The 16652-nt window shown below is 48.9% G+C and carries 4 protein-coding genes; all 4 read left to right on the top strand.

Translation table 11 applies throughout. The annotated features are described in order from the left end of the window. Genes edeK through fabD form a run of 4 tightly spaced genes read left to right on the top strand, consistent with a single transcriptional unit; the run spans position 1 to position 16652 of the window. Entirely contained in the window at positions 1–3984 is a 3984-nt protein-coding gene (gene edeK, locus FO446_RS15930) for an edeine non-ribosomal peptide synthetase EdeK (RefSeq protein WP_173607816.1), read from the top strand. Positions 3985–4014: 30 nt separating this feature from the next. After that, complete coding sequence (gene edeJ / locus FO446_RS15925; protein ID WP_173607815.1) at positions 4015–6705, top strand: edeine non-ribosomal peptide synthetase EdeJ; 2691 nt, start codon at positions 4015–4017, stop codon at positions 6703–6705. Position 6706: 1 nt separating this feature from the next. Then, entirely contained in the window at positions 6707–15367 is an 8661-nt protein-coding gene (edeI, locus tag FO446_RS15920) for an edeine biosynthesis hybrid PKS-NRPS EdeI (RefSeq protein WP_237898498.1), read from the top strand. Positions 15368–15383: 16 nt separating this feature from the next. Next, positions 15384–16652 (top strand): ACP S-malonyltransferase, encoded by a 1269-nt coding sequence (gene fabD / locus FO446_RS15915; RefSeq protein ID WP_237898495.1) that lies wholly within the window; start codon positions 15384–15386, stop codon positions 16650–16652.

Below are 16652 nucleotides of genomic sequence, written 5' to 3'. Positions count from 1 at the left end.
TTGACAACGATAACGGCACAAAACATCTTGCTGGCCAGTGGGCAGTTTGATCGCGAAAAAGACTTTTGGATGGAGAACCTCTCTCGAGAGTTTCATTCACTCGACCTTCCAACAGACTCTCGGGCCTCGTTTCAGCGTCAGTCTGAGCTTCGTGGGTTGAACATCGTGTTTCCGGACGAACTGAGCAGGGCACTGATTCATTTGAGCAATGGCTCAGATCAACGTTTGTTCATGGCTTTGCTGAGTGGATTGGGCATCTTGTTGTCCAAATACACGGGACATCAGGACATATGCGTTGGAACGGCTATCTTTCGTCAAACAGAGCCGGGTGAGTTCTTGAATAAAGTGCTGCCTCTGCGTCATCAGGTACTCCCGGAATGGAGCATCAAGGAGCTGCTGCAAGAAGTTCGGCAGACCTTAAAGGCAGCTGTGGAACATCAGAACTACCCAATCTTGCGGTTGATCGAGGAATTGCAAGTACCGCAGCAGGGGAACAGCACACCGTTCTTTGAGGCGACTTGCTTATTGGACGTTCTTCATGATCAGGACAGCCTGGAACAGGTATCGAGCGAGTTGCAGCTCCTCTTTTCTAAAAAGGGGAACTCGCTCGAATTACTTGTGCGTTACGTGGGGCAAAGATACCAACTCAGCATGATGGAACGGATGATGGAGCACTTGGTCCGTATCTATCAGGTCATCGTAACCCACCCGAATCAAAAAATCGCCGAGATCGCGTGCTTATCTGAGGCTGAGGTACGTGAGTTAGTTCTTTCATTCAACGACAATCGGATTGATTTTCCGCGCGATCAGAGCTTTGATCACCTCTTTGAGGAGCAAGTAAAAAAGACGCCTCATCGCAAAGCGGTTACAGACGGAAAATCAACGTTAACCTACCAGGAATTAAACGAGAGATCCAACCGACTTGCGCGCCATTTTATCCAGCAAGGATTACGACCTGGCACAAAAATCGGTATCTATATGAAGCGTAACGTGGATACGCTAGTTGCGATTCTTGCAGTGTTCAAAGCGGGAGGAGCCTACGTACCGATTGATCCAGACTATCCGCAGCATCGGATCCTGTACATCGTGCAAAAGAGCGAGATTGCAGGGTTAATCACTCAGCCTGACTTGCTAGATGGATTGGAGCAGATTCAAGCATCCTCGCCTGAGCTGAAGTATCTCTATGTCTTTGGTTCATCCGATCAATCCGTAGAGTCACTATCGGGAGAGAACATCGGTCGGGAGAGTGCGGGAACAGACCTGGCTTACATCATCTTCACATCGGGCACGACTGGACAACCAAAAGGCGTAATGGTGCACCATCGCGGAATGATTAACCACATTTTCGCTAAAATCAACGACCTATCCCTCTGCGAAGATGATCTTGTCGCACAAACGGCTTCGCTTTGCTTCGACATTTCCGTTTGGCAATATCTGGCTGTTCTGCTGGTGGGTGGCTCTGTGCAAGTGGTCGATACAGAGACGGTAATGGATACGCAGGCTCTTCATAACGTACTCCGTTCCAACCGCGTCACCGTAGCGGAAGTGGTACCTTCTCTGCTCTCCGTGCTGCTTGATCTCGTCCAAGAATGGCCGGACTCCGAACGCAGCTTCCCTGATCTGCGATGGATGGCAGTGACAGGAGAGGAGTTGCCAGCTCCTCTGGTAAGACGCTGGTTTGCCTGCTATACGGAAATTCCATTGGTGAATATGTACGGGCCAACGGAAGCATCCGATGATATTACGCACCACATTATTCGGGGGATGCCCAGCGATCAGCAGATTGTGGTTCCTATCGGCATACCGATCCAGAACACTCATATTTACATACTCGATCAAAATCAGTGTATTTGCCCACGAGGCGTAAAAGGAGAAATTTGTGTAGCAGGTCCGGGGGTTGGATACGGCTACTACAAAGATGAGGTACGGACACAAAAAGTTTTTGTAGCAAATCCGTATGCCAACTGGGTAGAAGACCCTGACTACCAAGTACTCTACCGTACAGGTGATGTCGGACGGATCACGGAGGACGGATATATTGAGTACTTCGGGAGAATGGACAATCAAGTCAAGATTCGGGGTTACCGAATCGAATTAAGTGAAATTGAACAGGTGATGCGTAGACATCCAGCGGTTAAAGACGCAGTGGTCTTGGCGCTTTCAGAGGAAACAGGTGCAAAGTACTTATGTGCCTATGTCGTTCCCCAGGAGGAATTTTCCGCACGAGATGTGCGTGATTATCTGTTTACTGTGCTTCCGGAATACATGGTGCCGATGCACTATGTAAAACAAACCGTATTGCCACTTACCCCTAACGGAAAAGTGGACAGAGGGGCTTTGCCGAAGCCCGGCATACAGGATCGGGTCGACACATCTATTTTGGTGTCAGCGACAACCGAGACGGAAAAAGCTCTCACCCACATCTGGGCGCATGTGTTACAGCTCGATCCAAACACAATCAGTGCTCGGGACAATTTTTTCGCTCTAGGGGGGCACTCGTTAAAAATCAACGCGGTAGCTGCCCAGGTTGCACAACAATTTGGCGTTCAGCTTCCACTGCGAACCTTGTTTAATCACCCAACGATTCAGGAGCTTGGCAAGGTGATAGATGGCGCAGACAAGACCATTACGAAGAGACGATTCTCAGTCGAAGCCAGAACGTACTATCCGGTTACGGCCGCCCAGCGAAAGTTCTTTATTCTTCAGCAGGTCAATCCGGCAGACACAAGTCTTCACATTACGGCTGCCCGTTTCATCGAGGGTGAGTTGAGCCGTGAGAAGGTAGAACATGCTTTTCAAGGATTGGTTGACCGCCATGAATCTCTTCGTACCTCGTTTGATTATAGAGATGGGCAAGTGGTTCAAATTGTACATGATTCGCTGGCCTTCCATTTGGAAGTGAGCGAAGCCAGTGCAGAGCAGTTGGAGGCCAGTCTGGCAGCGTTTGTACGACCATTCGACTTGCGTCAAGCACCCTTGTTGCGTGCAGGGCTAATCAGGATTGCTCCGGAAAAGCATCTCTTGATGTTCGACATGCACCATATCGTTTCAGACGGTGTATCCATGGATATTCTCGTAGAGGACTTTGTTCGTCTCTATGCAGGTGTGACACTTCCTGTATTGGACGTCCAGCAAAAAGAGTTTGCTGTTTGGCAGGAATCTGCACTTGAGTCAGGGGAGCTTCAAGCTGACTATTGGGCAGACTTGTTTACCAGCCCGGCTCCACTACTATCGATTCCGACTGATTATGAAAGGCCAGAATCTCTTACGTATCCTGGTGCGACGATTGAGTTTGATATATCGGCTGAGGAGAGGCAGCGGTTGCTGGAATTGGCAACGCAGGAACATGCGACACTTTACATGGTACTGCTGTCGGTTTACAACATGCTGCTTGCAAAATACAGCGGTCAAGAGGATGTCGTTGTCGGAACTCCAGTAGCTGGCCGTAAATTTGCAGAGTTTGATGAAGTGATTGGGATGTTTATCAACACGATTCCTTTACGAAATTATCCAAAAGGCGAGAAAACCTATCGCGAGTTTCTTGCGGAGGTCCGCGAGCATACGCTTGCCTCTTTTGAACAAGCGGATTACCCGATTGATTTGTTTGTCCAGACTCTTGGTCTTGAACCAAATACAGGTCGTCAGCCTCTTTTTGATACAATTTTCGTCCTGCAAAACATGGACAATCCAGAAGGGGAACTGGAGCTTGAGGGAATGATCGTCAAAAACTATCCCCTGCAAAACAAGACGGCTAAGCTTGACCTTCATCTGTCGGCTTATCCGGTTTTCGACAGACTTACATGTAAGCTGGATTACCGCAGTGACCTGTTCCGCAGAGAGACGATGGAGCAGTTTGTGAGTGACTTCAAAAGCTTGTTGCAGCAGGTGATGGAAGATCCCCAGCGCCTCCTGCAAGACTTTGAATTGACCCGTGAGGTAGCCCTTATTCAAGCACAGGGCGTCGATTGGGATTTTGAATTTTAGAGCAAGCGGTGAGTAAGAGGGGGAGGGCATATGGAGAATACTATTTCGCAAAACATTCTGCTAACCAGTCGGAAATTTAGCCGGGAGGAGCAGTACTGGCAAGAGAAGTTACAGGGGGAGTGGACGCTCTCCCTCCTTCCAACCGAAGGGACGGAGAAGGAAGGCGTTGGGGAGGAGGAGACAAAAGAAATATCGTTTGTCTTTCCAGATGATTTGAACGCTGCCATTGCGGCCCATTGCGGTCATCATCCGATGAAGCTCTACCTGTTCCTTCTGTCGACATTTCAAATCATGCTGAATCGGTATAAGCAGACAGACGACATGATCATTCTCACGCCCGTCTTTCAGAATCCGCTTCCCCCTAATGCTTGGAATCGGGTGCTGCCGCTGCGTGTACGGATGCATCAAGAAGCTACTTTTGCAGAAGTGGCGAAAGAGGGTAAGCAGCTAGTCAAAGAGGCAATGGAGCATCAGAACTATCCGTTTTCGCAAATGATGCAATGGCTTGATCTATCCAACACAGATAGGAAGACACTGCTGGATACAGCCTTCGTACTCGAAAACGTGCAAGATATTGCTGCTTTAGAAGGCTTGTCTCTGCAAGTGGTATTTGCATGCAAGCAAACAGAAGATGGAATGACCGGACGCGTGCGATATGCGGGCGAGCAGTTCCAAGAGGCTGTCATCGAACGGATGATTGGGCATTATCAACAAATTCTTCGTGAAGTCGTCGTCGATCCTAAACGGTCCGTCCAGACAATCGATATGTTGACAGAGGCGGAGCGGACGGATCTGTTGTATACCCGCAATCAGACGGACGTTCCTCATTCTGCTTCCAAGCCGATTCATCAACTGATCGAGGAACAGGCAGCGCGGACGCCGCATCTAACGGCCGCTGTATTTGGCAACAAAACCCTTACTTACGCTCAACTTAATGGCAAAGCCAATTGCCTTGCGCGGATGTTGAAGGAGAGTGGCATTGGGAGAGGAAGCTATGTTCCGGTCTTGATGAATCGTAGCTTGAATCTGGTCATTTCCCTGCTAGCTGTGATGAAAACAGGTGCGGCCTTTGTCCCGCTAGACGTCCAAAGTCCGAGCGAACGGAAAAAGCAGCTACTGGATGAATTGGATTGTCCGGTGACGCTAATCGGGCCAGAAATACGCCAGGAACCGTCATTCGTGCAATGGACACGCGCTGTAATCGTCGATGCGGACGATATCCGGGAAGAACAGGACTTGAATGTCCAGGTAGATGTGGACGACCCGATCTATGTGATCTATACATCTGGTTCCACTGGCAAACCAAAAGGAGCAGTTGTTCCTCATATCGGTATTTTCAACCGGTTTCGCTGGATGGATGAACATTACGGTTGTACGGAACAGGACGCCATTTTCCAGACGACTCCCCACCATTACGATAGTTCGGTCTGGCAACTATTCTGGCCGCTCTTGCATGGTGGCCGTACGGTATTGCCGATTCCGGAATTCGAGATGACGCTCGATCAAGTGTTACACGCCATTTCAACCTATCAGATTACGATTACGGACTTTGTGCCGTCTGTGTTCAATCTGCTGGTGGATCAAATGGAAACACGGTTGGACATACACGATTCACTTTCTTCGATTCGCCACCTGATCTTGGGCGGAGAGGAAATCACGGCTCACACCGTACATCTGTTTCTTCAGCGATTTCCCCACGTTCGTATCACGAATCTGTATGGACCGACAGAGACGTCTATTGGTGTCATCTACTTTGAGATCGACCATACCCATCAGGGGCCGATCCCGATTGGAAAGCCGATAGCCAATACGAAAATCTTGCTGCTGGATTCAAATCGCAAACTTGTTCCGGCGGGACATCAAGGGGAGATTTATATAACAGGCTTGTGCTTGGGGCATGGGTACTTGCATGATCCCGAGAAAACTGCTACCAGCTTTGTTGACAACCCTTATCCGGAAATTGGCTATCAAAAGCTTTATCGGACAGGTGACCTTGGGCGTTATCTGCCGAATGGCAATATCAAGTTCTGCGGTCGCATCGATCATCAAGTAAAAGTACGCGGGCACCGAATTGAATTGGGCGAGATTGATGAGGTTTTATTGTCCCACCCGCTAGTAAAAGAATGTGCCGTGCTATTTCAAGAAGAGAAGGCTCGATTGTGCGCGTACTACGTAACGAATGCTCAGGAATTAACCGCAAGTGACCTGCGTGGTTATCTCAGCGAGCGGCTTCCCGATCACATGATCCCTTCCTTTTTTGTCAGCATTGAAAAAATGCCTTTGACAGCAGGGGGCAAGATCAATCGCAAGCTATTGCCTGAAGTGGATGAACAGCAGGCGTCCGATGCTGAATATGTAGCCCCACGAAACGAGAAGGAAGAACAGCTGGTTACCATCTGGAAAGAAATCTTGGGAATCGAAAAAGTGGGGGTACACGACAGCTTTTTCCAGCTGGGAGGGAATTCCCTGCTGTTGCTTAAAATGCATGCGCAAATTGTAAAACAAGTGGATAGCGAGATTAGTGTCGCGCATTTGTTTTCCTACTATACGATTGCCATGTTTGTGGATTTTCTCGAACAAAGAAAACAGGATCAGTTTGCATCTATGGAAGATCAAAGCGATGATGATGAATCCCTTCTGGAATTGCTGAGGGAGGTCAAGGAGGGAGTTCTCTCCGTAGACAAGGGTGCCGAGCTGATCGACAAAAGAAAGGGGAATTAGGATGAGTTTGCTAAAAAAATACATCTTGGAGCAAGTGGCAGCTCATCGGCTGCAAGAGAAGGAAGCACTCCCCTTGCTGAAAGAACTGTCCTCTGCCAACGTGAATACGCGCCAAGATATCGCGATCATCGGTATGGCTTGTCGTTTTCCCGGAGCCAACAGCCTCGAAGAATACTGGAACAATTTGAAACAGGGGCATGATTCAATTGGCGATATCCCTGCTGCAAGGCGTCCAGACGTCGAGAGGGTAGCGAGAGAATTTTTTAACGGCAAAGATTTTAAGTATGAGCGGATGGGATATCTCGATCACGTGGATTTGTTTGATCATGCGTTTTTCGAGATCTCACCTGCAGAGGCTCGAACCATGGATCCTTATCAGCGGATGTTTCTGGAGTTGGCATGGGAAACATTTGAACATGCCGGGTATAGCGAGAAGATGATCAGCGGTTCACCTACCGGCGTATTTCTGGGATATTGTGACAATGAATCCCAATACCAGCGTGTGTTGAAAAACGTTGATTCGTCTTCGCTTGCTGGCAACGTTGCAGCAATTATCGCTTCACGAATTTCCTATTTGCTGAATTTGTCAGGTCCGAGCCAATTGATTAATACATCTTGCTCTTCCTCCTTGGTCGCTCTGCACCAAGCATGTCATGCCATTGGAAATAACGATTGTCGAATGGCTCTTGTAGGTGGAGTTAACCTTTCCCTGTTTCCGATTCAACAAGATACTGACTTTGGCATCGTTTCTGTAGACCGAAAAACCAAAGCATTTGATGATTTTGCTGATGGAACAGTATGGGGAGAAGGTCTTGGCGCTGTTCTTTTGAAGTCATACGAACAAGCAGTCAAGGATAACGATTACATCCATGCGGTAATCAAAAGCACGGCGGTCAACTGTGATGGTCGTTCTACCAGCATTACAGCGCCCAATGCGATTTCTCAGTCTGCTTTGTTGCGAACAACCTGGGAGCGGGCGCGAATCAATCCGGAGAGCATCTCTTATATTGAGGCACATGGGACCGGGACCAGATTAGGTGATCCTGTCGAGATTGAGGGGATCATGCATGCCTTTCAGAAGGTTTCAAAACGAAAGCAATTTTGCGCAATAGGCTCGGTCAAAAGCAATATCGGGCACACGATAGCAGCATCAGGTGTAGCTGGGATCATTAAAACGGTTCTGATGATGAAACATCGTCAGATTCCGCCGACGCTGCATGTGAAACGGCCGAATACCTTAATTCCTTTTATTGATTCGCCTGTTTATATCAATGATGTACTAAAGGCTTGGGATGTCGAGGCGGACCAACCTGTGAGGAGAGCCGGGGTAAGTGCATTCGGCCTGAGCGGGACAAACGCCCACGTCCTATTGGAAGAGCCTCCTGGGCGCGAGGCGACAGCCGTCACTGGAGCTGGTGATTACCTCATTACGTTATCTGCCAAAACAAGTGACTCACTATGGGATTTGCTCGAGAAATACCAAGCATTTTTATCGGGGCCTTCTGAGCATTCCCTTTTGGATATGTGCGCTACTGCCAATATTGGGCGCGGACACTATCGATATCGCCTTGCCTTCATTATCAACAGCAAAGAGGACTTTTTGCAGAAGATCCATCGCCTGTGCGCGGGAGATCGGACAGAGGACGGTGCTCCGATTGTTGATGGGAACGAGGTATTCTACGGAGTACTGAATTCACGTGGTGAAAGTGCATTGACGATCAGCGTGCAAATAGACAGCGCTAACCCAGTAGAAACGGCAAAACAGTACGTGACCGGGGTGCCTATCAATTGGCTTGAATATTACCGTCCTGTCAAATGGAAGAAGGTACCTTTGCCAACCTATTCCTTTGCCAAAACCCGTCACTGGGTGGAATCTGATCAATCTGCAAACGACATGGCAGAGCGGTCCACTGCCGGAGCATCTGAGGCGATTCATAAGAACGAAATAGCAGATGTGCATAAAATTGCTTCCACCTTCTTTACTTTTGGGGAAACCTTACTGAATCAAGTGAATGTCCGAAAGCAAACAGATTTGGAAGAGAATGAGATTTTTTATTCCGGCTTGTCATCGCTTGCGTGCTTCAAGCAACTGGGTGTTTTCCACAAGCAGGATCAAACATACACGCTGGAAGAATTGCGTGAAGCTGTAGGGATTGATGGAAGAAATGAACATCTCTTCCAACTCATGCTTGGGCTTGTCGTTAAGGCGTCTCTGGTTGAACACGTTGAAGGAACATACCGTCTATCTGCACATGCAGTGGGCCTTGATACGGAAACGTTTTATCAGGATTGTCTGGATCGCTATCCGAATGAGCGGGATACGTTCTCTCAATTGAAAGCGTGTTTTGCTCATTACACAACGATCATGACGGGGCAGAACGTTCGGGTGTCGACCGACAGTACTACTAACTTATTTAAGCCATATGCGGATCGCATTACTCTTGGAAACCCTTCTGGACTTATGGCAGTGGAAACCATTGCTCAATACATCCATTCGTTTAGCCGTCCCGTCCGTATTTTGGAGCTCGGGGGCGGTTCCAGTAGTCTGACTCGCTTATTGCTGCCGAAGATTGAGAAACAAGATGTCACCTACACGTTTACGGATCGTGCGCAATCGTCTCTCGCAGAGGCAGAAAAAGAGTTCCAAGAGGTGTACCCGTTTGTGCAGTTCCGCTCGTTCGACATGGAGCAGGACCCAGCCGAACAAGCCTTCGAACTACACGCGTACGATGTGATTATCGCCAATAATGCTATACACAGGACGAAGGATGTTCGGGCATCCTTATCGATATTGCATCAGTTGCTTGCAGAGAAAGGCGTGCTGTTTGCGATCGAGCTCGTGAAAAATCGTTCAACGGCAAATGTGATCGGGGGGCTTGCCGCAGACTGGTGGCAGCACAAAGACACCGATCTGCGACCGCAAAACAGACTGATGGATGCGTTACGTTGGGAAAAGGCGCTTCGAGATACGAACTATCAATCGGTTGCCATTTATCCGTCGTCAACAGCGCTGGGTGATCTGTCTGATTCAGCGTTATTGATCGGACATTCAGCGTATACGCCACAAGAGTATCGGGAGTGGCTCTACCAGATCAACTGGCAAACAAAAGAGCTGACAGCCAATTCTCAGACCCAGCGTTCAGGAATCTGGCTGGTGCTTCAAGATGAAGGCGGTGTTGGAGAAACGCTGGCTGATGCGATGTCATCGGAAGGACATGAAGTGTTCAGACTCCGCAGCGGTGAGGCTTTTGCCTACGTTTCTTCCCACGAGTTTATCCTAGATCCCAGCCAGCCAGAAGATCTGCGGCGTGTGTTCGAGAGACTTGGAGACAAAAAGGAAAAGCTGACTGGAATTATCCATTTATGGAGCTTGACCTCGGGTGCTCAGCAGCCAAATGATCGCGAACAGCTTGAGGCTCTTGAATCAGCGCAACACCTGGGAGTTTACAGTCTGTTTCATTTGACACAAGTGTTGCTGGAGCTGGATCTGAAGCAGGTGATTGATTTACGGATCGTTTCGAACTACGCACAAGCAGTGGATGACAACGGACCTGTTTTCTCAGAAAAAGCTCCCTTGTTCGGTCTTGCCAAGGTTATCTCTCAGGAAAATCCAAAACTGCAATGCTTTAGTTTGGATCTAGCAACTGAGGGGCTGTCCGTATCGCAGTTAGCAGGCCAGCTTCTAGCGGAAATTCGCTGCAATCGGGATGACACATTGGTTGCCTATAGAGGAAATCGTATCGTCCCAGAAATGAATCGCTGCGATATCGATCAAATCCCGAAGCGGCCCGTAGAGATACGCGAAAATGGCGTTTACTTGATCGCTGGAGGTACAGGAAAACTGGGACTGGCATTTAGTAAGCATCTGGCCGCGCAAAAAAATGTCACGCTCGTGCTGATTAATCGTTCACCACTTCCACCTAACCACGAATGGCGTGAGCGTTTACAGCATCCAGACTGCAGTGCTGCTGAAGCACGAAAGCTGAAAGCGCTGCTTGAGCTGGAGGAAATGGGAGCGCAGGTAGTCTGCTATGCAGCCGACGTGTCTGACCGTCAGCAGATGGAGGATATTTCGGAGCAAGTCCGAGCCCGTTACGGACCGATCAACGGGATTATTCAATCCGCGGCGCATATCACCTTCGAGACGATTCAGACGAAGAAGTTTTCCGATTTTCAAAATGGTTTGAAAGCGAAGATGGCAGGCACAGTCATACTCGATCAGATAGCTGAACCAGAGCATTTGGATTTCTTTGTCATCTTCTCATCACTTGCTTCGATTTGGGGTGGAGCGACTGGAAGTGACTATGTCTCCTCCAACTGCTTCCTGGATGCCTATAGTGCCGCTCGCAGTCGAACGGGAAAACCAACGATAGCTTTGAACTGGTATGCGTTTGAAGGAATAACAGGTCCTGGTTTTATCGGATACATGCCGATGGATGGAGCCATTCAAGCCTTCGATGCATCGCTGTCTTGCCAAACTGAGCACCTGATCATTGGACAGTTTGATTTGAAAGTGCTGAAGGAATGGGCACCGTCTCTGAAAGTAAAGCTAGGAGATTCGATATTTGCAAGCAGAAAGTCTCATGAAGAACGCGAAGCACTACCCGCAGTGATTATGCAAAATCGTGTTGTTTTGTCTGGCAGGGAGGAAGGCGATCATTACACGTCCTTGGAGCTTGCCTTAGGTCAGATTTGGTCTGATGTGCTGGGTTACACCGAACTGAGCATCGACGACGACTTTTTCAGACTGGGTGGCGATTCTCTTTTGGCAATCGGTATCGTTTCCCGTGTCACCAAGCAGTTGCAAAAAGAGATGACGATCACCGACCTGTTTCAGACACCGACGATTCGTCAATTGGCTATGTTGATGGCTCCGAACGAAGAAACATCTGTGTCAGCGATTCCTGTAGCAGAGCATCGGGATGCTTACCCCGCCACCTCGTCTCAGCAAAGAATTTATGTGCTGGAACAAATGCAGGAAGGGGCAGTTGCCTATAACATCCCAACTGTCATGATGCTTGAAGGAGAGCTAGATAGAGAGGCTTTCGAACGTGCATTTGTCTCGTTGGTTCAGCGTCATGAGTCGTTGCGAACCTCATTTACCATCGTGGATGGAGCTTTGATGCAAACCGTTCACCCGAGCGTAGATTTTACGTTGGCGTATAGCGAAGTCGACGAGAACGAGGCCAAGAAAACGGTCGAACAATTCATCCAACCATTTGACTTGTCAAAAGCGCCGCTTGTTCGCGGGATGCTCATTCGCATTGATGTCAACAAACACTTGTTGCTGTTCGACATGCATCACATTGTTTCCGATGGTGTGTCCATCAACATTTTGATCCGCGAGTTCTTCCAATTGTATCAGGGACTCGAGTTGCCCGAGCTGCGGATTCAATATAAAGACTACAGCGTGTGGCAAACCGAACAACTTGGCAATGGGGTATTGGCTGCTCAGGAGAAATTCTGGCAGGGAGAGCTGGATGGAGAACTTCCTGTGCTTAATCTGCCTACAGACCACCCGCGACCGTCCGTTCAGAGCTTCGAGGGAGATGTCCTGACCTTTGAGATTCCTCAAGAGATGACAGAGAAGGTACTAGGACTGGCAAAAAACAATGGGGCAACCTTGTACATGACGTTGCTGGGAGCGCTCACCATTATGTTGTCGAAATACGCTGGCGAAGAAGACATTATCATTGGATCGCCAGTGGCTGGCCGTCACCATGCAGACCTGGAAAACATCGTGGGTGTCTTTCTGAACACACTGGCGATGAGAAACTTCCCGCGAAGCGACCGAACCGTAGCGGATTTCCTTCAGGAAGTAAAGGAACGGGCATTAGCTGCGCTCTCTCATGCCGACTATCCGTTCGAAATGCTGGTGGATCGTCTGATGCTGCCAAAAGATACGGCGCGCAACCCGCTGTTTGATGTGATGTTCATTTTGCAAAATACCGGCGACGCGAAGGGAAGCATGAGTGCAAATGGCCTTACGCTCTCTCCTTATCCATTTGAACAACGCTCTGCCCAGTTTGATCTGACCTTTGACATCATCGAGCGAGAACAGCGCCTGATTGTCGATATCGAATACAGCAACAAGCTGTTCAGCAAAGAGACGATCACGTCGATGTCCACACACTTCCAGAAGATTCTGGAGCAGATGGTGGAAAATCCTGAACAGTTGATCGGTAAGATATCCATGCTAGCAGAAGAAGAACGTTTGCTGCTGATTGAGCAATGGAATGACACAAGCTTGGAATACTCACGTGAAAAAACAGTCATCCAGCTTTTTGAAGAAGTAGCGGCAACACAGCCAAACGCGCTAGCTGTATCGTGCGGAGATAAGAAAGTTACTTATTCAGATTTAAATAAGCGTGCAAATCAAGTTGCTCGTGTGATCAAGGAACACGGCGTCACTGCTGATACTTGCGTGGGCCTTTTGACGAATCGTTCCGTGGAAATGATGGTCGGACTCTTGGCGATCTTGAAAGCAGGAGCTGCGTTTGTTCCGATTGATCCGGACTATCCAGAAGAACGTATCTCCTATGTTCTGGAAAATAGCATGACTCGCCTCGTCTTAACCCATGATTCTCTTGCAGAGAAGCAGTGGGGAAGTGTTGACCGAGTGGACGTAAACGATTCCCGGATAGAGACGGCAGAAGACTCGAATCTTCCAACACAGTCTGCACCTGGCGATCTCGCCTATGTCATTTACACATCGGGATCTACAGGCAAGCCTAAGGGCGTCATGGTTGAGCACCGCAATTTGATGAACTTCTGCTCGGGGATCGGGGAACACATCGATTTTGCCAGTGCAGACAAAATGCTGGCTGTGACGACGATTTCGTTTGATATTTTTCTGCTTGAAACGATTGTACCGCTGACGAAAGGGATGACCGTAGTCATTGCAACCGAACAGCAGCAAGCAGACCCGCAGGTGCTCAAGGAGTTGATTTTGCAGGAAGAGATCACGTTCCTTCAACTGACTCCATCCCGACTGCAGCTCATGCTGGAAGAGAAGAGCAACTTGCACGCACTTGACTGCCTGAAAGCAATCCTGATTGGAGGAGAAGCTCTTTCAACGTCTTTGTTCCAACGGCTTCGTGGACAGACCAAGGCGAGACTTTACAATCTGTACGGTCCGACTGAAACAACGATCTGGTCTACGGTGCAGGACTTGACAGACGCAGAGGAAGTAACGATTGGAGCACCGTTGCCCAATACACAAGTCTACATCCTCGATGAGCATCTGCAAGTGCAGCCGATGAAGATCAATGGTGATCTTTACATTGCAGGAGATGGGGTAACGAGAGGCTACTTTGGTCAGCCAACACTAACGGCTGAGCGCTTTATCCCTAATCCGTTTCAACCTGGTCAACGCATGTACAAAACAGGTGATCTCGCGAGATGGCTGCCGGATGGGCGTATTGAATACGTGGGACGATCTGACTTTCAGTGCAAAGTGCGCGGTTATCGAATCGAATTGGGTGAGATTGAATCTGCCCTTTCTCAGCATCCGGATATTACGGAAGCGGTGGTCAGTGTGCGAGATACCGCCAGCAATCCTTATCTGGCTGCCTACTATATGGGTCCGCAAATGTTGGACAGTGATGAATTGCGAGCGATGCTGAGCAAAAGTTTACCCGATTACATGATTCCACATTTCTATACACATATGAGTATGTGGCCGCTGACACCAAACGGAAAACTGGATCGCAAATCATTGCCAGAGCCAGATGCAATCCAACACAGCAGTCACACCGAATATCAAGCCCCGGCTACCAGACTGGAAGAACAGGTGGCAGGCATCTGGCAGGAAGTGCTGAAACGTGAAACGGTCGGTATGCAGGATAACTTCTTCCAAATAGGCGGTACTTCGCTTTTACTGGTGCAAGTGCATGCCAAGCTTGAACAGCTTTACCCTGGACTGGTTCGAATTGCCGATTTGTTCGCACATCCTACGCTGTCAAGCCTAACCAACTTTTTGAAGAATGCGGCTTTAGACCTGACAGATGAACATGAGGAAACCGATACGGCCACCTATTGGTTGAAGGAGCTGGATCGTGTCTCGTTGATAGAGCTGCCTCCTCAGTATTGGGCTAGTGGAGAAGCGAATGCGGACACAAACCGGGTCCAATTCTCACTTACTGGTGAGCTGTTTGAAAATGTGCAGCAGGTAAGTCAAATGGAGGCTGTTGAGGTGAGAGACGTCCTGCTTTCGATGTATCTATACCTCATGGCGGAATTGACTGGACAGCAGGATCTCTATATGGAAGTGGCTGCCGCCAAGGAACTGCAGACGAATGCCTATCCATTCCGGGTGAACATGTTGGAGGTCAACACCTTCTTCGATCTATTTAAGCAGGTGCAACAGAAACGACAGATCATTGAGAAAATGACGGGGGAAGCCTCGTTGTGGCTAAAAAAATTGCGGACAAATCGCAATGAAGGAACCGTTATTCCATTCTTTGGCAGTGTGAATGCATTTACAGATGCAACGTTCACACATCATGAACATGAGCTTACCTTCTGGATTAAGGAAGGAAAAGACGTGATAGATATCGTGTGTGTGTTCGACCCTGATTGCCTACGGGCAGAAAAAGTCACGGAGATGACGCAAGATTACCAGCAATTGCTCAGGATGCTAGTGAATGAATACATGACGTAGAGAAGGGTGATCAAAAATGGACAAAATCGCACTCTTATTCCCGGGACAAGGTTCGCAATATGTTGGAATGGGCCAAGCATTATGTGAGGCCCATCCCATTGCGGCTCGCACCTTTGAAGAAGCAAGTGATGCGCTTGGATTTAACCTGCAAACACTTTGTTTTGCAGGGGATGTACAAGAACTGACCAAAACAGAGCACGCTCAGCCGGCAATCCTGACGGCAAGTGTCGCAGCCTTCCGCGTTTATTCACAGGAAATGGACATCGAACCACAGTGGGTGGCTGGTCACAGTCTGGGCGAGTTTACGGCCCTGACTTGCGCAGGTGCCATCCAGTTTGCAGATGCCGTCCGCCTTGTCTATCGGCGCGGTCAATTCATGCAGGCGGCTACGCCGCAGGGTGTCGGTGCCATGTCAGCAATTTTCGGGTTGAATGCTCAACTTGTCGAGGAGATTTGTCGGGAACATTCTCGTGACGGTGCGATCGTCGTGGTCGCCAACCATAACTCCGCAGATCAGATTGTCATCTCCGGACATGCACATGCGGTGCGACAAGTAGAAGAAGCGTGCAAGCAGCATGGCTCGACTTCCGTTGTCAGCCTCAAGGTGAGTGCGCCTTTCCATTCGCCACTCATGGTGCAAGCAGCCGAGCAACTAAATGAAGAATTAAAGCGGTACACGTATTGTGATCCCAAGTGGCCTGTCATTTCCAATGTGACAGCACAACCTTATGTCCATGCAGATCAACTTGTCGATTTGCTCACAGCCCAGACAACCAGCCCTGTTCGCTGGCAGTCCACGATGGATTACTTGGTAAAACAGGGAGCGAATACCATAATTGAGCTCGGACCGAAAAGTGTACTGACAAATTTGGCCAAAGGATATCCCCTACGCGCCTTTGCTTTTGACAAGCAGGGGGAGATCAATCGTTATCAGCAAGAGCTTCTGGATGCTAAAACGCGTAATCAAGCAGACATTGCCCAATTGGTTGATTCTTGCATTGCGATTGCCGTTTGCACAAAAAACCGCGGTCTCGATGAAGAAGCGTATCAGCAAGGAGTGATCGCTCCCTATCAAGCGCTACAACAACTGAGGCTACAGCTGGAACAAGGGGAAAAAGAGGGGGGCTATGGGGATGTACGCGAAGCTTTTTCTCTGCTTCGTATGATCCTGCAAACAAAAAAAGCTCCTGATACGGAACAAGCCATGCGCTTTGAACAGCTGACTAGCAAACCGGACTTGCAACAGCGATTTCCTGAGATCAGCAACGAATGGCAAGCAAGCTAA

Origin of the sequence: Brevibacillus brevis, from assembly GCF_022026395.1 — a bacterium.
GTDB lineage: Bacteria > Bacillota > Bacilli > Brevibacillales > Brevibacillaceae > Brevibacillus.
The sequence above is the reverse complement of the archived record's forward strand: the minus strand, read 5'-3'. Positions and strand labels throughout refer to the sequence as shown.